The organism is Acaryochloris sp. 'Moss Beach' (assembly GCF_021497025.1).
Lineage (GTDB): Bacteria > Cyanobacteriota > Cyanobacteriia > Thermosynechococcales > Thermosynechococcaceae > Acaryochloris > Acaryochloris marina_A.
In genome coordinates, this window is sequence record NZ_CP071717.1 from 2,160,636 (window position 1) to 2,186,562 (window position 25,927).

15 protein-coding genes are annotated in these 25,927 nt (G+C 48.5%); 6 read left to right on the top strand and 9 right to left on the bottom strand.

What is annotated here, in order from left to right; translation table 11 throughout:
- Positions 1–108: 108 nt before the first annotated feature.
- Positions 109–867, bottom strand: a complete 759-nt coding sequence (locus HRE53_RS10030) for a hypothetical protein (protein WP_235110255.1) — start codon at positions 865–867, stop codon at positions 109–111.
- Positions 868–1,193: 326 nt separating this feature from the next.
- Between HRE53_RS10030 and HRE53_RS10035 the strand changes: the two genes are divergently transcribed.
- On the top strand, positions 1,194–5,243 hold the full coding sequence (locus HRE53_RS10035) for an adenylate/guanylate cyclase domain-containing protein (RefSeq protein ID WP_235110256.1): 4,050 nt from the start codon (positions 1,194–1,196) through the stop codon (positions 5,241–5,243).
- Positions 5,244–5,246: 3 nt separating this feature from the next.
- Here HRE53_RS10035 and HRE53_RS10040 read toward each other — a convergent pair whose 3' ends face one another.
- The 3 genes from HRE53_RS10040 to HRE53_RS10050 form a co-directional block, all read right to left on the bottom strand.
- Positions 5,247–5,708 (bottom strand): GNAT family N-acetyltransferase, encoded by a 462-nt coding sequence (locus tag HRE53_RS10040; RefSeq protein WP_235110258.1) that lies wholly within the window; start codon positions 5,706–5,708, stop codon positions 5,247–5,249.
- A 97-nt stretch (positions 5,709–5,805) separates the two neighbouring features.
- A complete protein-coding gene (locus HRE53_RS10045; protein WP_235110260.1) occupies positions 5,806–6,591 on the bottom strand; it encodes a YdcF family protein in 786 nt (261 codons plus the stop codon).
- Positions 6,592–6,742: 151 nt separating this feature from the next.
- Positions 6,743–10,615, bottom strand: coding sequence for a hypothetical protein (locus HRE53_RS10050; RefSeq protein ID WP_235110261.1), 3,873 nt, complete (start codon positions 10,613–10,615; stop codon positions 6,743–6,745).
- Positions 10,616–11,448: 833 nt separating this feature from the next.
- On the opposite strand from HRE53_RS10050, the gene psaA reads away from it, so the two are divergent.
- Together psaA and psaB are read left to right on the top strand one after the other, a co-directional pair.
- Complete coding sequence (psaA, locus tag HRE53_RS10055) at positions 11,449–13,710, top strand: photosystem I core protein PsaA (protein ID WP_212663318.1); 2,262 nt, start codon at positions 11,449–11,451, stop codon at positions 13,708–13,710.
- Between the two features lie 22 nt (positions 13,711–13,732).
- Positions 13,733–15,934, top strand: coding sequence for a photosystem I core protein PsaB (gene psaB, locus HRE53_RS10060; RefSeq protein WP_212663319.1), 2,202 nt, complete (start codon positions 13,733–13,735; stop codon positions 15,932–15,934).
- A gap of 238 nt (positions 15,935–16,172) precedes the next feature.
- Here psaB and HRE53_RS10065 read toward each other — a convergent pair whose 3' ends face one another.
- From HRE53_RS10065 to HRE53_RS10075, 3 genes are all read right to left on the bottom strand, one after another.
- Positions 16,173–16,463 carry a hypothetical protein gene (locus tag HRE53_RS10065; RefSeq protein WP_235110262.1) on the bottom strand — a complete coding sequence of 97 codons (291 nt, stop codon included), beginning with the start codon at positions 16,461–16,463 and terminating at the stop codon, positions 16,173–16,175.
- A 5-nt stretch (positions 16,464–16,468) separates the two neighbouring features.
- Positions 16,469–16,945 (bottom strand): DM13 domain-containing protein, encoded by a 477-nt coding sequence (locus tag HRE53_RS10070; protein WP_235110263.1) that lies wholly within the window; start codon positions 16,943–16,945, stop codon positions 16,469–16,471.
- 92 nt (positions 16,946–17,037) lie between these two features.
- Positions 17,038–18,510, bottom strand: a complete 1,473-nt coding sequence (locus tag HRE53_RS10075) for a DEAD/DEAH box helicase (protein ID WP_235110264.1) — start codon at positions 18,508–18,510, stop codon at positions 17,038–17,040.
- A 161-nt stretch (positions 18,511–18,671) separates the two neighbouring features.
- On the opposite strand from HRE53_RS10075, the gene HRE53_RS10080 reads away from it, so the two are divergent.
- Both HRE53_RS10080 and HRE53_RS10085 read left to right on the top strand, forming a co-directional pair.
- Positions 18,672–19,340, top strand: a complete 669-nt coding sequence (locus tag HRE53_RS10080; protein ID WP_235110265.1) for a Mo-dependent nitrogenase C-terminal domain-containing protein — start codon at positions 18,672–18,674, stop codon at positions 19,338–19,340.
- Between the two features lie 88 nt (positions 19,341–19,428).
- Positions 19,429–20,538: an S-(hydroxymethyl)glutathione dehydrogenase/class III alcohol dehydrogenase gene (locus tag HRE53_RS10085; protein WP_235110266.1), complete on the top strand. Its 1,110-nt coding sequence runs from the start codon at positions 19,429–19,431 to the stop codon at positions 20,536–20,538.
- A gap of 4 nt (positions 20,539–20,542) precedes the next feature.
- Here HRE53_RS10085 and HRE53_RS10090 read toward each other — a convergent pair whose 3' ends face one another.
- Complete coding sequence (locus HRE53_RS10090; RefSeq protein ID WP_235110268.1) at positions 20,543–21,883, bottom strand: TldD/PmbA family protein; 1,341 nt, start codon at positions 21,881–21,883, stop codon at positions 20,543–20,545.
- Between the two features lie 81 nt (positions 21,884–21,964).
- Positions 21,965–23,434, bottom strand: coding sequence for a TldD/PmbA family protein (locus tag HRE53_RS10095; protein ID WP_212663326.1), 1,470 nt, complete (start codon positions 23,432–23,434; stop codon positions 21,965–21,967).
- Between the two features lie 442 nt (positions 23,435–23,876).
- On the opposite strand from HRE53_RS10095, the gene HRE53_RS10100 reads away from it, so the two are divergent.
- The gene (locus HRE53_RS10100) at positions 23,877–25,904 is read left to right on the top strand and encodes a GspE/PulE family protein (protein ID WP_212663327.1); all 2,028 of its coding nucleotides are present in this window, start codon (positions 23,877–23,879) and stop codon (positions 25,902–25,904) included.
- Positions 25,905–25,927: the final 23 nt, after the last annotated feature.

The following is a 25,927-nucleotide window of genomic DNA, read 5'->3' on the forward strand; positions in this document are numbered from 1 at the left end:
ACGGCTTACACAAAAATCTAAACACTCTCATCATCTCCTTCACCTGAGATTGGATTGGGTGAATCAACGCTTTGATACCTTATTCCCCCATGTCCCAACGAGGTAAATTCAGGTCTCCCACGACTGCCGAAAGCGCCCCGGTTGATACGTTCCTTGCTTGATTGCCCAATGATAGTGACGAATGGGTTTGCTACTGTCATCAAAGCCAATACGCACACAACGCCCCACTAGCTTCCACTCACGACAAGCCACAAAATATTCTCTGGCATGTTTTGAAGTTGGCTCCGGCAAAGATTCATTAAAAAGCTGATTGAAAATGCGAACAAATTTCGTTGCCCTTTGTTCAATTAACGGGTCCACTTGCCAAAGATACTCCGGTTCTTCAGATATATAGGCACTACCAGCTACTGCAAAGGCATACAACACCACTGATTCACGACAAGCAGCCAGTACAACAGGGTCTTTTGACAAAGCAGCAATGGCCACCAAAGAATAGTCGTCAGAATCGATGGCAATATGAAATGTTTCAGCCGTTAAATTGGCAATCGTCCATGCCGGGAAAGTTTGCTTCATTGCGATAGACAGTGCATCTTTACTGGCAGGTAACAAGTAGGGCTGCTTCGCCGGAGTTCCAAATATTGGTGATTGGGTCACCTGTTGCAGTCGTTGAAAACTCTTGACTCCTGATACTTCCACTTTCCGTTCCTGTGGAACAGTCTGTAACATCCGAACCAACTGAAAATACCGAGTCAGCTCTGGCGACTCTGTGTAATATCCCTCAACCGGCCCCTTGCCTGGAACAATCGACAATATCGAGGCCACCTCTTCCGCACATCGCAATAGCTCAGTGCTTTCATGGCGTTTCATAGCCTGGCGATAGAATTCATCTAGCCCCCAGCACAAAGACTCGATTCGTCACAATTCGTTGTTCAGGCATGGGCTCAGGGTAGGATTTCAGACGCTATTAACGAAGAAAATCACTCAAACCAATGATTTCAATCAAAAAAAATAGTTTATTCTTCTATTTTCCCCATCTTAATAAGGTTATTAGACATCCTTAGCCATATCAAATAGGTATAGTTCTTTTAACAGCATGAAATAGGCCTAAAGTGAGCTGGATCTGACGAATGACCAGATCATGAGTAAAGATAGAAAGAGTCAACTCACACCGCTCCCAACCAAGGAAAACGATAGTGGCCGAACAGATAGACATCCTGGCGAGTTACGTCCCAGATATTGTCGTGCGACGGTTACTCCAAGATCCGACTCCCATCGCCAAACCCCAGATTGATCGTTTTCCCGCTGCCGTTATTTTTATCGATATCTCTGGATTCACCATCCTCACAGAGACCTTAGTCAAATCTGGACCTGATGGTTTAGAAACCCTCACCGCCATTTTGAACGCCTATTTTGGCCAAATCGTAGATTTGATTTTGAAGTATGGCGGTGACGTCCTCAAATTTGCGGGAGATGCACTGCTTGCAGTTTGGCCAGTGCAGGAAGCCGACCAGACTCTCCAAAACCAAACTCTCCAAGCCTGCCAATGCGCCCTTGTTATTCAACAGTTTTCCCAGTCCTATACTGCGACGAGTGATGTATCTCTCGCTCTACGGATTGGCATTGGGGCAGGCGATGTTGCGATCGCACATGTGGGCGGTGTCTATAAACGCTGGGAACATGCGATCACAGGTGCTCCCTTGGGGCAAATTCGCTTAACCCAAAGTCTGGCCAAACCCGGACAAGTCATCCTCTCTCCTGAAGTTTTACCCCTAGTCCAATATCAATGTATCGGCTCCACGATAGATAACCGTTGCTGGCATCTAACCGCTTTGTCAAAAGTAGACCTGCCTGCCAAGGTTAGTCCAACAGAACTGCCCGCTGATTTAGCCGCAGGCCTAAAAGCCTATATTCCCGGCGCAATTCTAGATCGGTTAGAAGCAGGCCAACGGGAATGGTTATCGGAATATCGACTGCTTACCTTACTCTTTATTAACCTGCCCGACTTAAATGCCAATACCGTTCTAGAGCAGTCCCAGCGGATTATGCAGACGCTACAAAGTAGCCTCTATCGGTTTGAGGGTAGCATCAACAAAATTAGTGTCGATGACAAAGGAGCAACCCTGGTTGCTGCGTTAGGAATGCCCCCCTTCGCCCATGAAGATGACGCCGACCGAGGGGTGCGAGCCGCCCTAGAAATGCAGACCAAATTAAAGGGCTTGGGCTGGCGCTGTAGCATTGGCATCACTACAGGGAATGTATTCTGCGGCATCGTTGGCAGTTCCCGGCGGCGAGAATATACCGTGATTGGCGACATCGTTAATTTAGCAGCCCGCTTGATGCAGTCTGCTCAGGACAATATTCTCTGCGACCCCACCACCTATACAGCTGCCCGCCGTCGGCTAGCCTTCACCGCTTTACCTCCTTTAAACCTCAAAGGCATTAAACAACCCATCGTTGTCTACCAACCCTTGGGAGCTCTGAAGCAACAGCAGCATTCCACGCGAACGCTAGTCGGTTGCCAACGAGAACGCCAGCACTTACTGGAATTAGCCCAGATTTTGCAGTTTGATCAACAGGGGGGCACAGCCATTCTGGAGGGCGAAGCAGGTATTGGTAAATCTCAGGTTGTCCTCAATTTCCTAGAGTGGTGCCAAACCCAGGAGCTACCGTTTGTCGTCGGTGCCGGCGATGCCATTGAGAAATTCACCCCCTATTTTGCTTGGCGGCCCATCTTCACTCAAATTCTCCAGCTTGAACAGTTGCTTGCAGCAGATAGGCGTCAACGCATTCTAGACCTGCTGGCGGATCGAGCCGATCTGATTGCTTTAACGCCCCTGCTCAATTTCATTTCTGGTCTCGACTTCCCCGAAACCCCGATCACCCAGCAAATGAAAGGCCAAGTTCGGGCCGACAATACCCGCACTGTGCTGCTGTATTTGCTGCAAAAGGGCGTGGATCAAGCCCCCCATATCCTGGTTCTCGAAGATGCCCACTGGCTCGACTCTGCATCTTGGGCCTTGGCCTTGGCCGTCCATCAACAGGCATTGCCTCTGCTCTGTATCATGGCCACCCGACCGTTGGCAGAACCCTGGCCGGAGGACTATACCCAACTTTTAGAAACGGAGCAAACCAAATATCTGCGGTTGCGAGGACTGACTCGCCGCGAAACCCAACAGTTTGTCAGTCAGCAGCTCGAAGTAGCGCATTTGCCTCAGCCTGTCTCAGAATTTGTATATGCCAAAGCAGAAGGCCATCCCCTCTTTAGCGAAGAGTTGGCCTATAGTCTTCGAGATAATGGGTTCATCCACATCGAGCAGGAACACTGTCAACTCACAGTCCCCGATCAACGCCTGGAAGGTCTGGATCTACCTAACACCCTACAAGGGTTAATCACCAGCCGGATTGATCGACTCCTGCCCCCCCAACAGTTAATGCTCAAAGTGGCCAGTGTGATTGGCCGTAATTTTCGGGGTGACTTACTGGAAGCCATTTATCCCCTAGCCGCAGACAAGGAACGTTTACCCGAACATCTGGACAGTTTGCAGCGGTTAGAGCTGATTGTCCTCGATACCCCATCTCCCAATTTGGGATATCTATTTCGCCACATCATGACCCAGGAAGTGGCCTATCATCTGCTGGTGTTTTCCCAACGACGAGAATTACATCGTGCGATCGCAACTTGGTATGAACAAACCTACACCGATGATTTAGCCACCGTCTATACCCTCCTGGCCTACCACTGGCAACAAGCCGAAATCACAGAAAAAGCCACCCATTATTTAGAACAAGCCGGTGAACAAGCCCTCCAAGGGGGTGCCTACCAAGAAGCCGTCGCCTTCTTCTCTCAAGTACTGGCATTACATACTCCTAAGGCCCAGGTCCCACGGATGCAGCTCGCCCGGTGGTATCGCCAATTAGGAGAGGCCCATTACGGCCTGGGCCAATTGCCAGAGAGTCAACACCAGCTGATGCAGGCCATTACTACCCTCGGTCATCCCATCCCCAAAAATGAGCACATCATTGCGATTAAACTGGCCTTCCAGGGGTTGAAGCAGCTCTGGCACCGCCTACAGCCGCACCGTCGAATTACCCCATCCCCTATGCGCCAAGCCCATATTTTGGAGCTGACGCGATCGCAAATTTGCCTGGGGGAAGTCTGCTACTACACCAACGCCAAAACCCTAGGCACCTATGCCACCCTCGTCGGTCTCAACCTGGCGGAAACCGTCCCTCCTTCTTCTGAGCTATCCCGCATCTATGCCAACATGTGTTTTGCAACGGGGGTTTATCAAGTCCATGTTTTAGCCCGGCAATACGGCGACTTAGCAGAACAAATCATCCAAAAAATAGACGTCCAGTTACCCTGCATTAGCTGGATTTGTTTGGTGGTAGGGGCCTATAAAAGCGGCGTAGGCAAATGGCAATCCGCCCGGCACAATATTCAGCGCTCGATTGATGCCTGTCGCCAACTGCAAGATTGGCATGTCCTGGCCCAAGCAGTTGCTGGCATTGCCTTAATCGATCATTTTCAGGGCCGATTCTCAGATGCGATCTCACTTTGGGAAGAGACCCAAGAGTTGGGAGCGCAGCATGACGATATTCAATCCTATGCCTGGGGACTGATGGGCCAGGCAGAAGAATGGGCCTGCCTCGGCAACTGGACTACCGCCACCACCTGCGTTGAGGAAGTCCAAGCCATCTTTGCCGAACAACCAGGCCTGATCGCCGACCAAATTCGGTTTGCGGGTATTGCCAGTCGTGTTTATCTCCATAACCAAGACTTGCACCAAGCCCAGCAGGTTATCGAAACGGCCATCCAACTACTCAAAGAATCAGACCCCATTGCCGTCCATACCCACGAAGGCTACGTTGGTATTGCCGAAAGCTGCATCCATCTATGGACCCATAATCTGCAAGATGCCAAACAGGTGCGTCAAGCCTGCACATCTCTGCAGCAATTCGCCCAGTCTTTTCCCATAACCCAACCTCGGGCCTTGCTCTGGCAAGGGGTATGGCTCTGGCACCAGGGCAAAACCGCTCCAGCTCAAAAGCATTGGCGTCAAGCCCTGCAGCTCGCAACAGCCATGGCCATGCCCTATGAGCAAGCCCGCATTCATCAGCAATGGGGACAATGCCTCGACCCTCAAGATCCCGGACATCGGCACCATCTAGATCAGGCTCGACGGTTGCTGAAGCAACTCGGCCATTCACCCGTGAGTGATACGGCCCCTGCGATCGCATAACCCCTACTCCTGATCAAACACCATCCGGTAATAGGCTCCTTCTGGAGATTGGCCCGTGGAGGCAATGCGCCATCCTTGGGATACATAGAATGCGATCGCACTCGCATTGCGCTGCACACATTTCAAAGACACTGGCCGACCCACCTGAGCCAAACAACTTTTGAGCAGAGCACTGCCAATGCCCCGGCGAGTGAAGTGTGGATCAATAAACAGATGATGAACAAAATTTTGCGGTGGCCACCAGGCAATAAAGCCCACCGGTCGGTCTCCCACCGTTGCCACCCAAATCACTTCATCCTCGGTTACCTGATCAAAATCCTCCAGTTGATAGCCTTGGGGAGACTCCCAGGTAAAGGCAACGGTCCGGGAAGCCAGATAAATTTCCCGCAGAGTCAGCAGATCACCAGGTTGATAGGGACGTGTATCAAATTTCATCTGGGTGCCGACTGACAATCGCCCTTTCACAACCCATACAGCCTAGATTCCAAAGTCATGATGTTACGAATGGGCCGCTTCAATCTTCACAACATCATAGATCTTCAGCAGTCCCAATCCTCAAGATTTACGCCCAGCCTCGCAGTCGGTAAATCGAAAATCCAATCCATTCCTTGAGGGCCTTGGTGGTGTATTCTAACGCTTCAACATCTGGCAGCAGCCGCAAGACAAATCCCAAAAATCCAGCATTCTCATTTACTTCCGTCACCTGAAAATCTGTTGGTGCAGCAATAACAGACAACCCTAATTTTTCAAAGATTGCCATCGACCGGGGCATATGAAACGCAGAGGTCACCAGTAATAAAGGACCCTCAATTTCATTTTGCGCTAGCACCCGCTTGACATTCGTAGCATTTTCAAAAGTATTGAGGGAGTCAGGCTCTAACAGAAGAGCTGACTCCGGCACTCCCATATTCTGAATCAGCTCAGCCATATCCAAGGCTTCGGCTTGGCCTCCCCCTTTCCAAAAAATGCGCCCACCGGCAAGGACAACTTTTGGTGCTTTGCCCTCTCGATAAAGTTTGGCCGCATACAGCACCCGATCGCCTGCCTCAGAGACTTCAACCCAGGGTCGAGGAGAGTGGGCTGTTCGAGTACATCCCCCCAGCACAACAATTGCCTCCCCGGTAGAGTCCTGTTTCAACGGAGGATACTGATGTTCCAAGGCATACATCATGCCATCGCCCACCCAACCATTCGCAGAAAAGAAGAGAATGCCTAAGGCGAGGCCAACGGAGATAGCAGCGACTTTGGGACGTTTCCAAAAGGTTGCGATCGCAACCAATAACAGCACCGTACTCAACCCCACTGGATAGATCAGTTGAGGGAGCAACTTGGATAGAAATAGAAACATACACCTTTAGCTCAAACCATCATCAGCGTCTCACCCTCAGCACACTCGAAGGATCTCTAGGAGTGAACACAGCATCCTTCAAGCCTCTCCCAGTATTACGCTTTTAAATTAGAAATTGAGGAATTCTCTATCTCAGCTATTCGGATCTCACTTATGGACTAGGAGCCGGATTTACTGGTGTCGGTGCAGGGGGAATACTCGTCGTCTTACCAGGGAAAAAACGACGATAGTAATCGCCGGGGTCAAACACCTGAGGTTCTGACTTCTGCACTTGAGCCTTGGGTAGAGCTTCAACCGGCTTTTTGACACTCTGGCTAGAACTAGAGACTTTGGACTGACTCGATGATGACGCAGAAGGAGTCGTTACATTAGGTCTCTGTGTCTTGGGCTGACTCGGCGAAACTTTTGAAGAAGTCTGGGCCGGGCTAGATGGCTTTTGGCTATTAGTCGGTGCTGGTACAGCTTTCTTTTGATTAGCAGGAGGCTGAAACCACTGCCGTCTCTTTCCTTGAGTTCGAGAAGACTCCGCAGGCTTAGCTTGTTCAGATACTTTCTGGGTAGCAATATTGGGCTTGATGGTCGAAGACTGACTTGCCTTGGGCTGCGTTGGTTTCGGAGTTGCAGGAGTCGTTTTGAGTTCAGTCTTCTTGATTTGCTGCTGTTGTTGCTGCCACCTACTTCGTAGGGATGAAAAGACCGAATCGGCTTGCTTCTGCTGGCCTGATTGAGCTGCTGACTTGGGTTCAATAGACTTTATAGGCTCCTTAGCTGTAGGTTGTGATGGCTTCTGAGGAGATTTAGCGGGTATGCGTTGAGAAACGGGCTTCTTCTGTTCGGTTTTCAGAGTTGCAGACGGCGTCGCCGGAGAGACCTTATTTTGGCTAGGAGGCTTAGGCGTAGCAGTAGTCGCACCCGTCGCTTTCTTGGGGGCAGTTTTTACCAGAATGGGGCTGGCCTGCTCTGCAGGAGACATCAGTTGTTTTTGCTGCTGCCATTTATCTCGCAAAGAAGAAAAGACTGAATCTGTTTGCTTCGATTTAGCTGGCTGATCTGTGGCTGGCTTAGGCTCAACAGGCTTAGCTTTTACGGTTTCCTTAGCAGTAGATTTCAATGATTTCTGGGCTGCGCTTTGAGAAGTGGGTTTCTTCTGTGTCGCTGGAGTTGAAAACGGCCTCGCAGGAACGACTTTATTTTGACTTGGAGATTGAGGCGCAGCAGTGGTCGTACTAGGTGCTTTTGGAGAAGCAGGTTTCACTGGTGCTGGTTTAGCCTCCTGTCCAGATGTCATCAGCTGCTTCTGCTGCTGCCATTTACCTCGCAAAGACGAAAAGACTGAATCTGCTTGCTTCGATTTAGCTGATTTAGCTGCGGCTGGCTTGGACTCAACAGACTTAGCTTTTACAGGCTCCTTGGCTGTAGGCTTGGCAACCGACGATTTAGGTGTTGAACTTTGAGAAGTAGATTTCTTGGGTTCAGCCTTCACAGGTGAAGACGGTCTAACAGGAGAGACCTTAGTCTGGCTAGGAGGCGTTGGCACAGCCCGTGTCGTAGATGCTTTATTAGGAGCAGACTTGGCTGGAAGTTGAGCTTTCTCTTCAGGAGACATCAGCTGCTTCTGTTTCTGCCATCGATCGCGAAAAGTAGATAAAGCTGAAGGTTTGGACTTCTCCTTAAACTCCACAGAAGATTTGGCCGCCTCCTTCCGAGTCTGCTTATCAATACTTGGACTGGTCGTAGACTTGGCCTTTGTCGTTGTCTTAGCAGGGGCTGTTGCCTTTTCTGGTGTTGCGCTGGACTTAACTGAACTGGGAGGGGTGGCGGAGTTAGGTGAAGGACTCGATGGGCTAGGCTTCTGAACGGCTGGTGCTGCACTTTTTTGCAACTGCTGCAATCGGTCACGGAACCCAGAAAATACAGAAGTATTGGACTCTCCAGACTTTTGAACGGGAGCTTTGGGTTGTGGTTTCTCTGGACTGATAACTACAGGTTTTGGACTCGATTCAGCAGTCTTCGGTTTCACCGCAGAGGATTTAGGCTGTTGGGTAATTGGGAGCCGGGAGGAAGATGACTTTGATGGAGGGGCGACTTGTGGCTTAGCTGGTGCTTTTTGAGATGGAGGAGTGGTTGAGTTCTTAGCTTTGGTAGGTGTTCCTCGTTGATTCGTTGAGCGAGGACTAGGCTGCACTTTTTTAGGGGATGTAGTGGGCCGCTTATTGGATGGTGCACTAAGATTTGGAGTCGGCTTGGACTCTACAGACTCAGGAGCTATTGGCTTAGGAGCTGTAGACTTAGGTGCTGGCTTGGACTCTTCTTTCTTAGGAGTTATAGAACTGGGTGCGGGCTTCGGCTCTGCTCCTTTGGCTGGTGATTTCTCCCCAATAGTTGATGTTGAGGGTTTAGCCGATTCCTGAGCAGGTCGCACCTGTTGCCAAAACTTGGTAAAGGTCGTTGTCAGCGTAGACTCTTCATCTTTCTGAGCAGATTTAAGTTGCTCAGATCGGTTCGGACGTACTTTTGACTTCTCTTTAACAGGTTCTGGAGCCGGAGCTTTCGCTGCTGGCGTCGGAGAGACTTTAGAGGTTTCTTGTCTGGGAACCGCAGTTTTAGCTGTTGACTTAGAAGAGGCGTCTACTTTCGACGATACGGATTTCTCTGAAGATTTTGGTGCGGTTTTCTTAATAACTGGAGACTTTTCAGCTGGCTTGGGTTGAGGCTGCTTTGGAACAGATGGAGGTGTAGCTTTCTGTTTCGGCTCTGGTGTTAAAGGCTTCTTCTCCGCTTTGACACCAGAGTCCCGTGGCTTCGTCAGAGCAGGTGCAGATTTACCAGGCTCTGTTTCTTTAGCTTTAACCGATGCATCTTCTTTAATAGGTATGCGGACAGAAGAAGGAGCCGAGGAACTTGCTTTTCCTTTAGTTTGATCGGCAGACTTCTGAACTTTCTGTGCTGGAGCAGTGGGTTTAGCGGGTTTATCAGGCTGCTTCTGAGTCTCTGGTGATTTTGTTTCTGCTGACTTCGTTGGAGCAACCGATTTCGCGGGAGTAGGCTTGGGTGCAGGTGCTGTCGTTACCTTAGGCTTTGGGGTAGCTGCAGGCTGTTTTAGCACTGGTGCTGGCACTGGCTCAGATTTGGGTGTTTCTGTCTTTGAAGGTTTAGCTGCTTTAGGCGCAGGGGTTAAGACTGGAGCAGGACTAGGCGCTGGCTTAACAGGAGGTTGAGGTCGTTTGTAGTTAGAATCAACAATCCCCCCTGCATCCAGCGCGGATAAATCACCTCTGATGATCTGGGAGAGGGTATCGTTACCGTTTTCTGTGAGCTCAACAATTCGAATGGTGTCATTAAAGGCATTCTCTATTTTGCGACCCTGCCGATCCATTAATTGCATCTGCACCCAGTTCTTACCAGGCTTTAGACCTTGAACATAAAAAGGTTGCCATTCATCAATATGAAACTTAGAACCATTCACAGATATCTGAGCTTGCCAATTCCTTGAATTAGAGTCTTTTTCAAGCACGTTACTCAAGAAAAAATCAATCAGTACAGTATCTGTGCCAAAAACACCTTGGGGTTGCCCGTAAGTGAGCAACGGCTCATCGGTTGAAGGATTATTCTCTTCAGTCTTGGTAAACACATGAAAAGTCGTTTGGGCAAAGGCACTAGAATTTTTGAAGCTTTCAGACCAAGGGCGAGTGGCCACTGCCCGAATCGTATGAGTTCCCGGTGCTAAGTCTTTAAAAACTAAGGGCTGATTCAGGTCATAAACTTCTTGAGCAGGCTGATTATCTAGGAGCACATTGAGATGAGGTCCCAGATCTAGCTTTGCATCCTTAAATAGAGGTAAATCTTTAACATCGAAACGGACCGAAACAGAATCATCTTTAAGCAGCTGATCAGCAGCAGGGCTGAGGATTTTCACCTGAGGCTGATACCGATCCATCTTGGATCGCAACTTTTGAATCGTTTCAGGCGGCGACACTTCAACAATATCGGTGACTTGTGAGAATTGGCGGGAAGGCGCTGACAAGACAGGGGGAGCAATAGATAAGCTGAGCCCCGCGATGAAACATATAAGCGTGAAACTACCCAGCCACCCGACTATTGTCTGCCGACATCGCATACTAAATACCTAGAAATACTTATTTATAGTGATTGTGAAAATCTTTCTCTAGGGGAACTATACCGGAAAAGCCTCGCACTAATTGATGAAATGTGAAGCTTGCCCCCCCCCCGTCAACAATCCATAAGAATCTACAAATAGAAACATAAGAATTTCTTATAAATAACACGCATTAACCTCTAAAGATAGATATCTTTTGGGTCCATGTATCGACTTCTTTCAATGGCGTGTTTCAAGTCGCAAAAAACCGACAAAAGACTTGAAAACAAAGGAATTCAGAGTTCATAGAGCGATTCACCACTACCTTTAAATCAGTGATTTAACAGCAGAAAAAGGCAAAAGAGTAAATTTTTATCACGCATTTTGAATATTTATAACCATATAAGTTTTTTTTACTCATCTTTGATCGTGTGATTCCTACCCATCCTAGGCACCTTAATTATTGTTAATTACCGGAAAAAGTCCTGTCAGCCTTCTATAATTCACAATTGAGAACTCCATTCCAGATGGCTTTCCACTGCTGCTTCAGCACTCTGTCATTTAAAGAGATTTGTCTGTTGCTAGCGAAATGTAAACCTAAGGTGGCGGTTTTATTAAAAAGCTTTGAAGTCTTTATACTTAAAGCGATTTTGCTGATTTATATGTATTTTTTGCATAGCATCAGCGCCATTCTCTAGGAATGACACTGCTATCTGGTGAGGATGCTCATTCCTTGCTTGTCCAAAGAGAGGAGAGTCTCAATGACAAATAGCCCAGGTGGGCCAGAGACGAAAGGCAGAACAGCTGAAGTTGACATCAACCCCGTCAAAGCTTCTTTAGAAGTCGCGGGTAAACCAGGTCACTTTAACAAGAGTCTGTCGAAGGGTCCCCAAACCACAACTTGGATTTGGAACCTTCACGCTCTAGCTCATGACTTCGATACACAAACTAACGACCTGGAAGAAATTTCCCGCAAAATCTTTAGTGCCCATTTCGGACACTTAGCAATTGTTTTTGTGTGGATCAGCGGGATGATCTTCCACGCTGCTCGTTTTTCTAACTACTACGCTTGGTTAGCCGATCCACTTGGCAACAAACCCAGTGCTCACGTAGTTTGGCCCATTGTTGGTCAAGATATTTTAAATGCAGATGTAGGTAATGGATTCCACGGAATCCAGATTACCTCTGGCCTTTTCCATATATTGCGTGGAGCTGGAATGACAGCTCCCATCGAACTTTACTCCACCTCTATTGGTGCCTTGGTAGCAGCTGCAGTAACCATGTATGCCGGTTACTTCCACTACCACAAGAAGGCTCCAAAGTTGGAGTGGTTCCAAAATGCTGAAGCAACCATTGGTGGTCACCTCATCAATTTGCTCGGCTTAGGTAACTTAGCTTGGACCGGTCACCTGATCCACGTTGCTTTGCCTATCAACAAAATGTTGGATTCTGGCATGGCGCCAGAAGATATTCCGATTCCGCATGAATATCTTCTGGATAAAGCCTTTATGGCCGATTTGTATCCAAGTTTTGCCCAAGGGCTAACGCCTTTCTTTACGCTGAATTGGGGTGTGTACTCTGATTTCTTAACCTTCAAAGGTGGACTTGATCCACAAACTGGTGGGTTATGGATGACGGATATCGCTCACCACCACTTGGCTCTAGCTGTGATGTACATCATTGCTGGTCACATGTACCGGACTAACTGGGGCATTGGCCATCACATGAGAGAAATCATGGATGCCCATAAAGGACCCTTCACAGGTGAAGGCCATAAAGGTCTCTATGATGTCTTAACCACTTCTTGGCATGCTCAGCTAGCCATTAACCTCGCATGTTGGGGTTCTTTCAGCATTGTTTGTGCCCATCACATGTACGCAATGCCTCCTTATCCATATTTGGCAACAGATTATGCAACTCAGTTGAATCTGTTTGTTCATCACATGTGGTTAGGCGGTTTCTACATTGTGGGTGGTGCAGCTCACGCTGCTATCTTCATGGTGCGAGATTATGATCCCGCCATGAACCAGAACAATGTTCTGGATCGCATGCTTCGTCACAGAGATACGATCATTGCTCATCTCAACTGGGTCTGTTTGTTCTTAGGATTCCATTCCTTCGACCTATACATCCACAACGATGAAATGCGTTCTTTGGGACGTCCTCAGGACATGTTCTCTGATACAGCAATTCAGCTTCAGCCTATCTTTGCTCAATGGGTTCAAAACCTGCAGGCAAACGTAGCTGGAACGATTCGAGCTCCCCTTGCTGAAGGCGCAACTAGCTTAGCTTGGGGTGGCGATCCCATGTTTGTCGGTGGCAAAGTTGCCATGCAGCATGTTTCCTTGGGAACTGCTGACTTCATGATTCACCACATTCACGCATTCCAGATTCACGTTACCGTTCTCATCCTCCTCAAAGGGGTTCTCTACGCTCGTAGCTCTCGTCTGATTCCAGACAAAGCTAGCTTGGGCTTCAGATTCCCTTGCGACGGACCAGGTCGTGGTGGTACTTGCCAATCTTCAGGTTGGGACCATGTGTTCTTGGGTCTGTTCTGGATGTACAACTGTATTTCGATTGTCAACTTCCACTTCTTCTGGAAAATGCAATCGGATGTCTGGGGTACCGCCAATGCAAGCGGTGGAATAAATTACCTGACAGCAGGCAACTGGGCACAGTCTTCAATCACCATTAATGGTTGGTTGCGAGATTTCTTGTGGGCCCAATCGGTTCAGGTGATTAACTCCTATGGTTCTGCCCTATCTGCCTACGGAATTCTCTTCCTAGGTGCCCACTTTATCTGGGCTTTCAGCCTGATGTTCTTGTTCAGTGGTCGTGGCTATTGGCAAGAGCTGATTGAGTCTATTGTTTGGGCTCACAGCAAATTAAAGATTGCCCCAGCTATCCAACCTCGCGCCATGAGTATTACTCAAGGTCGTGCAGTTGGGCTTGGCCATTACCTCTTAGGTGGAATTGTGACCTCTTGGTCCTTCTATCTAGCTCGAATTCTCGCATTAGGATAGGCAAGGAGGACTTTGAAAACTCATGGCTACTAAATTTCCAAGTTTTAGCCAAGACCTTGCCCAAGATCCAACAACTCGTCGGATCTGGTACGGAATTGCTACGGTTCATGACTTTGAAACTCATGACGGAATGACGGAAGAAAATCTTTACCAAAAGATTTTCGCAACTCACTTCGGTCATCTTTCTATCATTTTCCTCTGGACTGCAGGTCTGCTTTTCCACGTCGCCTGGCAAGGCAACTTTGAACAGTGGATCCAAGATCCACTAACCGTTCGTCCCATCGCCCACGCGATTTGGGACCCTCATCTGGGTGATGCTGCAACTCAGGCTTTCACTCAAGCTGGTGCTTCTGGCCCAGTTGATCTTTGTTACTCCGGTGTTTACCACTGGTGGTACACCATTGGTATGCGTACCAATGGAGATCTCTACAGTGGCTCCATCTTCTTGATGGTTGTCGCTGCAGTCATGCTATTTGCAGGTTGGCTTCACCTACAACCCAAATTTCGACCTAGCTTAGCTTGGTTTAGAGATGCTGAATCCCAAATGAACCACCACTTGGCAGTTCTTTTTGGTGCTAGCTCTTTGGGTTGGACAGGTCACTTGATTCACGTTGCTATTCCCGAAGCTCGGGGTCAGCACGTGGGTTGGGATAACTTCCTGTCAACCATGCCTCACCCTGCTGGTTTAGCGCCTTTCTTCACCGGTCGTTGGGCAGTATATGCTCAAAACCCTGATACAACTGGTCATCTTTTTGGTACCAGTGAAGGTGCAGGAACCGCTATTCTCACATTTGTGGGTGGCTTCCATCCTCAAACTGAAGCTCTGTGGCTAACAGATATTGCCCACCATCATTTGGCAATCGCTGTTCTCTACATTGTTGCGGGTCATATGTACCGAACTCAGTTTGGTATCGGCCACAGCATGAAAGAGATCATGGATGCTCATAGAGATCCTTGGTATGGTGCAACTCTTGAAGGTCTGTATGACACTTACAACGAGTCACTCCACTTCCAGCTAGCCTTCCACTTGGCTGCGTTAGGAGTCATCACTGAGGTTGTTGCTCAGCACATGTACTCGTTGCCGTCTTATGCGTTTATCTCGCAAGACTATGTGACTCAGGCTGCGCTATACACTCACCACCAATACATCGGTGGATTCCTAGCTCTAGGTGCTTATGCACACGGTGGCATCTTCTTCGTTCGGGATTATGATCCTGAGCGCAACAAAGGAAATGCTCTTTCCAGACTGCTTGAGCACAAAGAAGCCATTATTTCCCACTTGTCTTGGGTATCAATGTTCTTGGGTTTCCATACTCTAGACTTGTATGTCCATAACGACGTGGTTGTTGCTTTCGGCACACCTGAGAAGCAAATTCTACCTGAGCCTATTTTTGCTGAATGGGTACAAGCATGTCACGGCAAGCTTCTATTGGGTCTAGACAATTTATTGTCTAATCCTCAGAGTATTGCTTCTACTGCCTGGCCTAATTACGGAGATGTATGGCTCCCCGGCTGGCTGGATGCTGTGAATGGTTCTGGTACGCCGTTCTTGAATATCGGCCCTGGAGACTTTCTAGTCCACCATGGTATTGCTTTCAGTATTCATGTAACCGTCTTGATTTGTGTTAAAGGCTGCTTAGATGCCCGTGGCTCTAAGCTTATGCCCGACAAGAAAGACTTTGGATACAGCTTCCCTTGTGATGGTCCTGGTAGAGGCGGCACTTGCGATATTTCCGCTTGGGACTCCTTCTACTTGGCTACATTCTGGATGCTCAACACCATTGGTTGGGTGACCTTCTACTTCAACTGGAAACAGTTAAGTGTTTGGTCCGGCAACCTAGCTCAGTTCAATAATGACTCAACCTACCTAATGGGATGGCTGAGAGATTATCTCTGGGGTTATTCTGCTCAATTGATTAATGGTTATACACCTTTCGGTGTGAATAGCCTGTCGGTCTGGGCATGGATCTTCCTCTTAGGTCACCTTTGCTGGGCTACTGGCTTCTTGTTCTTGATCTCCTGGAGAGGTTACTGGCAAGAGCTGATTGAGACTCTCGTTTGGGCTCACCAGCGTACTCCTCTCGCCAACTTGGTGATGTGGAAAGACAAGCCTGTTGCTCTATCTATTGTTCAAGGTCGTTTAGTTGGCTTAGTTCACTTTGCGGTCGGCTATTTTGTTACCTACGGTGCTTTTGTGATTGGTGCGACAGCTCCTCTCGGCTAAAGACTAGCTAGCATAGCTACGATAAATAGATTAATCCCCCCTCAACCTAGCGTTGAGGGGGGATTTTAATTGAGAGAAAATTCACAATACTAACTGGGGCTGACATTAGCCCCACTGAGGGCAACTGTTTGAATTGTTAATAACAGCAGATGCCAGCTACAAAATTTGGTAGAAAAGAAACCGGGCGAATTCCCTAAACGCACGAATATCCACAGCATTGAAAGAGCCAGCTGGACTACTAGGTAGATTGAGCCGAATCTTTTGACACACCAAAACTAGCAATGGCTAACCCAGCAATCAGAAAGTCGAGAACTGCTGAGCCCAATAAACCAACGATTGATTGTAAGGCTGTATATTTTTCTGTGTAAATATAAAGGCCAATGTTGGCGACTCCAAATAGGAACCAAGTCAACCAACTCACGCCTTGCGTTGACCGATCTTTAAAGATGGTGGTCAATTGAATGATAGTAGCAGCGGGAATAATAACGGCGGGTAGCCATCCAGCTAATTTGATAAGGGTGGGTGACATAAAGGTTATCCCTGGCTTTGCTGATCGGTTAATGGGGCATAGCCAAACGTAACATTAAATTTCTTACACCAAATCGCAACAGACTGATACTTGGCGAGATCTACATCTGCAGGGATCTCATACTGTTGTAGGCCTTGAGTATTCTGTAGTTTACTGATCACCTTATAGTCGTTTGGATTATAAGTTTCTGGCTTCGCATCCTGGTGTAACAATACAAATAAATCAGGACCTTGATCAGTTTTAAAGGCTTGATCAAATTCTAGCAAAGTCTTGCCATCACTGGAGATGAGGGTAGCGCTTCCCTTGGTATCATGATCCGATCCAACAAAGTCTCCTTGGGCCAAAGTTTTGCCCGTTTCAGATTTGCTTAAAGCAGGCTGAGAGGCTGTTTGATCTGCTGATGGCTCAGAGTCTGGACTGCCTGAGCATGACATCAGCAGTAGACCAACCCATAGAACCTGGCCCAAATATTTCAATCTCATCCGCTACTTTCCCACAACACTTTGTCGTGCCTATAGTCTCATAGGAAGCAGGGCAAAGAAAGAGCTTAAGCCATGGGCTACGAAAGCACACATCAATGCTCAGAAGATTGAGACCCATCTGATTTCTTCTCAGCAGCCCGAGGGATTGGGACATCATTGGTCGCATATGGCTTGGGAACTACAGATAATTGAGGTTTGCTTTTCTTAGGTTGCCGACGACGCGCAGTATTTTCTTCACTGGTATTCTCCGCAATCACCTCATACAGTAAAGCCAATTTATCTGGATCTTTGCCTTTGCGTAGCACTCGCCCCAAGCGCTGCACATATTCTCGGGTTGAACCTGTTCCTGATAGGACAATGGCAATACTCGCTTCTGGAACGTCTACCCCTTCATTGAGGACGCGAGAAGCAATTAGAGTGGGGTAATCACCGGAGCGAAACCGTTGCAAAATATCATGGCGCTCTTTGACAGGGGTTTTATGGGTAATGGCTGGGATTAAAAAATCTTGAGAAACTCGATAGACCGTAGCATTATCGTCGGTAAAAATCAGCGTTTGTTCAGGATGGTGTTGAGCAAGGAGATCAGCGAGGATGCGGAGTTTACCTTCAGTACCGAATGCGATCGCACGGGCCTGACGATGGGCTAACATAGCTCTCCGCCCTGCTTTGGACCGAGCACTCTCCCGCACAAACTGCTGCCAACCTTTTAAGCTTCCCAGAAAAATATGGGCAGATTGAAGAAACTGATTGCGGGTTTGAATCAGCTCATCGTATCGTTCTCGTTCTTGGGCGGAGAGCTTGACTTGAATTTGGACCGTTCTATGTTTGGCTAAGGCGACACCAGACAGCTCTTCTGCAGATCTACGATAGACCGTGGGGCCAATCAGGCTATCTAAATCTTCATGCTTACCATCACTCCGTTCTGGGGTCGCCGTGAGTCCCAACCGATAAGGGGCAATGGCATATTCAGCAATCACCCGATTAAAGCTACTAGGTAAATGGTGGCATTCATCGAAAACGAGTAGACCATAGCGATTGCCCAAATTTTCAGCTTGGATAGCGGCACTATCGTAAGTGGAAATGAGTATTGGGGTACGATCTCGTGAACCACCGCCTAACAAGCCGATCTCCGCATCGGGGAAAGCGGCAACCAAATGGGCATACCACTGATGCATTAAATCCAGCGTCGGGACGGTGATTAAAGTACTGCGTTGAGTAGCCTGAATCACAAGCTGAGCTAAATAGGTTTTACCCGCTGCTGTTGGTAAGACAACGACCCCTCGACGTTCCTGCTGCCAAGCATCTAGAGCCTCCTGCTGATGACGATAGGGCTCCATTTGTAGACTAGGAGTCAGCTCCAAAGTCTCGTAGGATTTGGCTTGATCTACCAGACGTGGATCGGTGCTTTGTGTAGCCGTCAGTAAGGATCGGTACTCAATTGCTGGCACCCGAAACCGTTCCACGCGATCATCCCAGGTCGCAAAATCCAGCCAATCTTTGCCCTTCGGCGGGGGATGCAAAATTAACGTGCCGCGATCGTAGGTTAAGGTTGGCTTACGCGCCATTGAAAAATGCCTAAGTGAGCTGTTCTAAGATCTAGTGCCCCCATTCAAACTTACCAGGAGAGCATCAGGAACAGCGAGCATCCTTTGTGCGCAAAGGTTACAATCAGTGAGCAGCAGCACTTTCCACTGAATCATTTGGTGACCTACTTCTGGGAAACGTTATGACAACTAGCTCACAATCTACTTTCACAGCGGATCAAACCTCTACTTGGCTCCGAGGCCTGATGACCATTGCCTGGTCTGATGGCAAGTTTGATCCTCAGGAACAGTCCCTGATTGAGGAAGTAGTGGCGAATGAACTGACGCCGGACCTAGATAACGATTCCTTTAAACCCATTTCCCCAGAAGAGCTGGCCGATGGCTTAGGCGACAATCCCAAAGTTGCAGAAAACTTTTTGCGGACTGCAGTGATGGTGGCCCTTGCCGATGGGGTGTATTCCAGTTCTGAAGACCAAGTCCTGGAAACCTTTGCCCAGGCTCTACGAGTCCAGCTCACGGCCGTTGACTCTCTACGCCTCACCTTAGATGGCGAAGCCATAGGTGGCGCACCGAAACCCACTGAAAAGCAACCTCGCGATCCCCTCAAGCCTGTTCGCCAATGGCTGGATGGTTTGGATATTCAAGACCCCGAAGTGGCCCGGTTCCTGTGCAAAATGATTCCTTCCCAATGCCCATTTGAACGGGATATCACCTTATTTGGCAAGAAGGTGGTCCATATTCCCCCCATGTGCAAACTCAACCCCCTCTATGAGCAGCTCGTAGGCTTGCGGTTTAAAGCCCTGTCTTATCTTGCTGATGACTGTAAAGAGGATGTCTCGTCCTACATCTAATCGGTCTTGGTAAAACTTGTAAACCTGTTGATCGACTGAATCTGAGAGCGCGTATAGTAAAAAGCGCGTACCCCTTAGGAGATCTGAGATGAAGGTCAAAGCAGCGGTGGCCCAAGCAGCCGGACAGCCCCTCAGCATTGAGACAGTTGATTTAGAAGGCCCCAAAGCTGGGGAAGTCTTGGTAGAGATAAAGGCTACAGGGGTTTGCCATACAGATGCTTATACCTTGTCTGGTGCCGATCCAGAAGGCTTGTTCCCTGCCATCTTGGGCCATGAAGGAGCAGGAATCGTCGCAGAAGTCGGACCTGACGTTAAATCCCTTAAGCCTGGTGATCATGTCATTCCGCTGTATGTGCCGGAGTGCCGAGCTTGCGAATATTGCTTGAGCGGCAAGACCAACTTATGTCAGGCCATTCGTTCAACCCAAGGCAAAGGGGTAATGCCGAATGGCTCTAGCCGCTTTTCCCTGGGTAGTGACAAGTTATTTCACTATATGGGTACCTCCACCTTTGCCAACTATACGGTGGTGCCTGAAATTTCTCTGGCCAAAATTCGTGAAGATGCCCCCTTTGATAAGGTCTGTTTGATTGGTTGTGGGGTAACAACAGGCATTGGAGCAGTCATCAATACAGCCAAAGTGGAGCCGGGGGCCAACGTGGTTGTCTTTGGTTTAGGGGGCATTGGTCTGAACGTGATTCAAGCTGCTCGTCTAGTGGGAGCCAATATGATTGTTGGGGTCGATCTCAATCCCGCCAAGCGGCCCCTAGCGGAAAAATTGGGCATGACCCATTTCGTTAATCCCAAAGAGGTGGAAGGAGATTTAGTCCCCTATCTCGTCGAGCTAACGAAAGGCGGGGCTGACTATAGCTTTGAATGTATTGGCAACATCGAGGTAATGCGCCAAGCTCTGGAATGCTGCCATAAGGGTTGGGGAGAAAGCATCATTATTGGGGTTGCAGGTGCGGGCCAAGAAATTAGCACCCGTCCCTTTCAACTTGTGACGGGACGGGTCTGGAAAGGTACGGCCTTTGGGGGCGCAAAAGGACGCACCGATGTCCCTAAGATTGTCGATTGGTATATGGATGGCAAAATCGATATTGATTCCCTGGTCACCCACACTATGCCTCTAGACCAAATCAACACTGCTTTTGACTTGATGCATAAAGGGGAATCAATTCGGAGCGTGATTAGTTTTTAACTGCCTATTCACCTGTAATAGATAACTCATCCACCCAGATTCTGGGGCAGATGCCACCAGGTGTGAGTTCTGCCTCAGATTCGATATAAATAATCGATTTGAGCAGTTCTCGGAAGTCTCCGGCAACAGTGGCAGATTCAACACTGACCCGCTTCCCATTGGTAACCAGCCAGCCATCAAAAGGCAGAGAGAAAGAGCCTTGAAGCGCTTTTACCCCAGCATGAAGGGCTTGAACATCATCAATAAAGACTACATTTTCGGCGGTTTCTAAGCTGTAGGTTTGCTCAGGTGTACTGGTAGAAAACACATGGTAGAAATGAGGTCCCACAGAGACCTTTGCCCCTAGATTGGCATGACCCGTGGGCTGAGCATCGAGACGTTTAGCCGTGCCTGAACTATGGAGGAAATTCGTGAGCACCCCTTGATCGATAATGGGAATTCGTCGGGTGGGGGTTCCTTCATCATCAAAGGTGGTTGTACCCACGTTGTCAGCGTGGAGGGCATCATCGGCAACGGAGAGCAGCGGTGACGCAATTTCTGTGCCTAAGGAGTCAACCGTGGATAGGCTGCGATTGTCGAGCACGCTTTGAGCATTGAACAGGTTAGAGAAAGCACCCAGCAAACTGAGAAAAGCTTCAGCAGATAAGACAACGCGATATTTCCCAGAGGTAATCGGCTGATAGTTGAGGTGACTGATAGTCTTTTCTGCGGTTTCTTGCAGACAACCTTCAATGTCGAGCTGCTTGAGGCCTTGACTCACCCGGTAAGCACCCGCGCTACGGGGACGTCTGCCTTCCTGTTCAGTTTTGCTATAGAGATAAATCGAACTGGAAGACCGAGCTTCTTGCCGCATGGCACCCTCACTGTTGAGGTAGAAGCGTTGGACATCTCGCTGGGCTAAGCCATTGTAAGGAACGCCTGCGATCGCATCATGGGCTGCCATCAACTTCGCTTCCGTCTGTACCAGGTTATCAATCAGAGTAGCGATTTCCGCCTGGGGCACCAGTTTAGATTGAGGTGCCTCTAGGTCTGAAGTCGCTTCTGGGCTGAAATCAGGCACATGCTCTTTCGCACCAAAGGCACTGGCTTCTTGGGCTGTTTTGAGCGCCAATTCTAGTCCCAGTTCATCGACTTCGCTTGTGGTGGTGACCCCCACGGTATTGGCTTCATTCCAAACTCGAACCATGACGCTAGAACGCTTGGAGGCTTTGACCTGTTTGGGTTCGCCTTGGTCAACTTGAACGCTGGCTTCATCCACCGTAGACCCACAGACATCAAATTTTTGGATGCCTAGGGATTGGGCTTTTTCTTTTGCGATCGCAGCGATGGTAGCAACATCAGACACGCTAACGGGTTCTCCTATTTTTTAGGTGTATTATTTCTTGAATTTTTAGGTGCAATCTCTTAAGAGGTCTGTAGTGATGCTTTAGCGACCACCCACCGTAATCTCATCCACCTTGATATGGGGTTGTCCCACCGTGACGTAAATACTGCCACTAATGGAACCGCAGAATCCTGCCGCTAAGCCCAAATCCTGGGAAGACATGGAAATTCGCTTCATAATTTCCTTGGCTTCCCCAATCAAAGTTGCGCCCTTGAGCGGCTTGGTGATTTTGCCATTCTCAATCAGATAGGCTTCATCCACACCAAAGTTAAACTCTCCAGTTGGACCGACGCTGCCGCCGCCCATCTTTTTGCAATAAATGCCCTTTTCTACCGAGTTAAATAAATCATCATTGGTGAAATTACCGGGGGCAATATAGGTATTTCGCATGCGGCTCGCTGCAGCATGGGTATAGCTCTGCCGACGACCACTGCCGGTGCGAGGGTGGCCCGTACGGATACAGCCCGCTCGGTCAGATAGGAAGTTTTTGAGGATGCCATTCTCAATCAGTAGAGTGCGCTGCACTGGCATACCTTCATCGTCCATATCAATGGAACCAAAGGCATTGGGAGATAAACCTTCATCCCAGGCCGTCAGGTTCTCATGGGCGATTTTTTGACCTTTCATATCCGAGAAAGGGCTCGTCTGGCGCTCAATTTGGGTTGTCTCTAACAAATGACCACAAGCTTCATGGAAGATCACCCCGCCAAACTCATTAGCCATAATGATCGGGTAATTACCAGACTCCACATAATCTGCATGAAGCATTTGGCCTGCAGATTCTGAAACTTCTGCTGAATCTCCTGCATATTGCCAAGAACGGAGAAAGTTGGGATTATTGGTGGCACCGACTCGCTTATTAATGGAAGCGCGGTCACTCCCTTCGGCACAGAGCAAACTATAGCCCACAGATTGGGTCAAACGAATATCACGAGCAAACACCCCATCACTGGCGGCAACTAGCACCTCTTGCCAATCTCGGAAGTAGGTGGCTCGGCGAGATTGGACATGCTTCGCATCTTTGTCCAATTGGGCATTGGCAGTCAGCAAAATATCGCCCATTTCCTGCATGGAGCTACAGTTGGCAAGCCAAGCCTCTTTGCCATTAGTAGAGGCATAGTCCCGCAGCAGATCTAAATTAATTTCAGGGACAAACGCCTGAGGACTGGGTAGGTTTAACCCCAAAATGGAGAGGGCTTTTTCTAAGGCCGATTTCAGGCCCTTAAAACTCATATCATTGGTGCTGACGTAGCAATCCCCCTTGCCCAAAAATACGCGAACGCCCGCTCCCGCAACCAGTCGAGGAGAGATGCTAGTGATGGCATCTTCTTCTGCGAGACAACTAATGTAGTTGACCCGCTCTAGGAAAAACTCCACAAAGTCGGCTCCAGCAGCTCGGCCTAACCCCAATAGCGTAGACAAAGGCGATCGCCAGGTATCGTCAAAGCGATCGCGCGTTGCAGAATAATCTAGGGTCGGCAGTTCTCGGGAAAGCAGCGCAGTTGGAGACATAAATGGAGTGATCCAAATTGATTGCAAATGGGCAAAAATGACTCAGCTAATCTGATGGGAAGGGCTGATGTAGTAAGTGTAACAAAATCAGCTAATGCCTTCAGACCCAGCTCAAATCCGTGTAGATATATTTCCTGAGCTCAAAAATTATTCTTTCAATCCCACTCGATTGAAACAAGGATAAAATCCATCCATACCAACAAAAATCATCAAAATTTTGTAAATGCTGCTGATTTACCCAAGAACAGTGCGAGGAGAGGTATTGATTGTCCTGGGAGCAAAATTTCTACGATTGTTTCGGCCAGTATATATATGGTATTGATAGGTCACGACTGATTCAGTCTGCATTAGCCTTGGATTTTCCCCATAACCCAAAGTATTTGGGAATACACCGTTTTTTTTATCTGCACATTTAATTAACTTTATAGATTTTTTTATAGTCATGGAGAATAACTCATCCAAGCGGGAACTGCTCGTTAGAAACAATTTTTCTCCTTCAAACGAAAAATTAATTAAGAGTGGCTATGTAGATCAAGCACGCTTGCGAGAAGCGATTTATGAAAGTCGGCGAAAGGGACGCTCGCTACTAGCGATTCTCCAGAAGATGACGGGGAAACCTTTGCCTCCCCGGCTTCTCCGTCAGATTAAGCGTCAGCAGCTATTTGAACTCAAAATTCTCTATGGGCTGGATTGCCTCGATCCTGAGCTCACCCAGGTTGACTTTGACGAAATTGATCGACTGATTCGCACGGTCATCCCCCTCGACTATTGTCGTCGCTATCAGATTTTGCCCCTAGCCTGCAATGATGATGTCGATCCACCTGTTGTCCGGCTGGGGATGGTCAACCCAGATCACCTCAGTGCCATTGATGATGTTGACTATTTGCTGCGCTCCAATGGAATGACCTTTCAGCGGGTTGTTCTGGATTTGGATACCTTTCAAATGCTGATTGCCAAATTCTTAGACGCTCAAGCCAAACGTCAGGCAACCATCCAAGAAAATCTGCCCGTCGAATACGGACTGGAAGATGATCTAGATCGCCTAGGAGGAATTGAAGATCTATCTACCAATGATGCAGATATCAATCTAGATGAGGCCCTTCTAGATGAAAATGCGGCACCCGTCATTTCTTTAGTCAATAAGATATTGGCAAAAGCGTTGCAAAACGACATTTCTGATATTCATATTGAGCCGCAAGAAGACAATTTGCGCGTTCGCTTTCGTAAAGACGGCCTACTGCACAATGCCTTTGCACCCCTACCACGTCGCATTGCCCCCGCGTTAGTCTCTCGTTTCAAGATCATCGCTAACCTAGATATTGCGGAACGGCGTTTACCCCAAGATGGCCGGATTCTTCGGTTATTTCAAGGCCGCAAAGTTGACTTTCGAGTCAGCACCTTACCCAGCCGCTATGGCGAGAAGGTGGTTTTGCGGATTTTAGACAACTCTGCCATGCAGTTGGGTCTCAACAACCTAATTGACGATGAAGCCAGCCTTGAGATTGTACGGGAAATGGTAGCTCGCCCGTTTGGGTTGATTTTGGTTACAGGCCCCACCGGTTCTGGTAAAACGACGACTCTATATTCAGCCTTAACTGAGCGTAATACGCCTGAGGTGAATATCAGTACCGTTGAAGATCCCATTGAATATACCCTGCAGGGGATTACCCAGGTTCAAGTCCTGCGGGAAAAAGGCATGGACTTCGCATCCATTCTGCGGGCCTTTCTGCGACAAGACCCGGATGTCCTACTTGTGGGTGAGACTCGGGACAAGGAAACTGCAAAAACGGCGATTGAGGCAGCGTTAACTGGTCACTTGGTGTTAACGACCTTGCACACCAACGATGCAGCCAGCGCCATTGTGCGTTTGGCAGAGATGGATGTGGAACCGTTTATGGTCTCGGCGTCCTTATTGGGTGTGGTTGCCCAGCGACTGGTTCGTCGCCTTTGTCCAGACTGTCGGATTCCCTATCGTCCTTCCCCAGAAAAGCTGGCTCAGTTCGGGTTAATGGCTTCCGCCAAAACGGAGGTCACCTTTTACAAAGCAAATACCTCCACGTCAGACGATATTTTGGCAACGGCAAACACCGAAGACGCTTGCCCCACCTGTGCTGGCATCGGTTACTCCGGGCGATGCGGGGTCTATGAAGTCATGCAGGTAACTGAAAAGTTAAAGGGACTAATTACCGAAGGAGCCCCGACAGAGCACATCAAAGAAGTAGCTGTCGAAGAAGGGATGCAAACCTTGCTAGCCTACAGCCTGAATCTGGTTGAAAAAGGCGCAACATCCCTAGAAGAGGTAGAACGAGTCACCTTCTCCGATAGTGGATTGAAAACAGAGCTAAAAGCGAAGCGCAAGACCGCACTGAACTGTCTGGTTTGCAATGCAGGGCTCTTACCGGAGTGGTTGGACTGTCCTTACTGCCTGACGCCCAGATTTGCAGAGCATAATCCTGCCAATCAACTCTAAACCGTCTTGCTCTAAAGGGATCG

What these genes read in the sequence shown, in the direction of transcription:
- HRE53_RS10030 (WP_235110255.1), bottom strand. Translation starts at nt 867, where the DNA reads ATGAAACGCCATGAAAGCACTGAGCTATTGCGATGTGCGGAAGAGGTG.
- HRE53_RS10045 (WP_235110260.1), bottom strand. Translation starts at nt 6,591, where the DNA reads ATGTTTCTATTTCTATCCAAGTTGCTCCCTCAACTGATCTATCCAGTG.
- psaA (WP_212663318.1), top strand. Translation starts at nt 11,449, where the DNA reads ATGACAAATAGCCCAGGTGGGCCAGAGACGAAAGGCAGAACAGCTGAA.
- psaB (WP_212663319.1), top strand. Translation starts at nt 13,733, where the DNA reads ATGGCTACTAAATTTCCAAGTTTTAGCCAAGACCTTGCCCAAGATCCA.
- HRE53_RS10065 (WP_235110262.1), bottom strand. Translation starts at nt 16,463, where the DNA reads ATGTCACCCACCCTTATCAAATTAGCTGGATGGCTACCCGCCGTTATT.
- HRE53_RS10070 (WP_235110263.1), bottom strand. Translation starts at nt 16,945, where the DNA reads ATGAGATTGAAATATTTGGGCCAGGTTCTATGGGTTGGTCTACTGCTG.
- HRE53_RS10075 (WP_235110264.1), bottom strand. Translation starts at nt 18,510, where the DNA reads ATGGCGCGTAAGCCAACCTTAACCTACGATCGCGGCACGTTAATTTTG.
- HRE53_RS10080 (WP_235110265.1), top strand. Translation starts at nt 18,672, where the DNA reads ATGACAACTAGCTCACAATCTACTTTCACAGCGGATCAAACCTCTACT.
- HRE53_RS10085 (WP_235110266.1), top strand. Translation starts at nt 19,429, where the DNA reads ATGAAGGTCAAAGCAGCGGTGGCCCAAGCAGCCGGACAGCCCCTCAGC.
- HRE53_RS10095 (WP_212663326.1), bottom strand. Translation starts at nt 23,434, where the DNA reads ATGTCTCCAACTGCGCTGCTTTCCCGAGAACTGCCGACCCTAGATTAT.
- HRE53_RS10100 (WP_212663327.1), top strand. Translation starts at nt 23,877, where the DNA reads ATGGAGAATAACTCATCCAAGCGGGAACTGCTCGTTAGAAACAATTTT.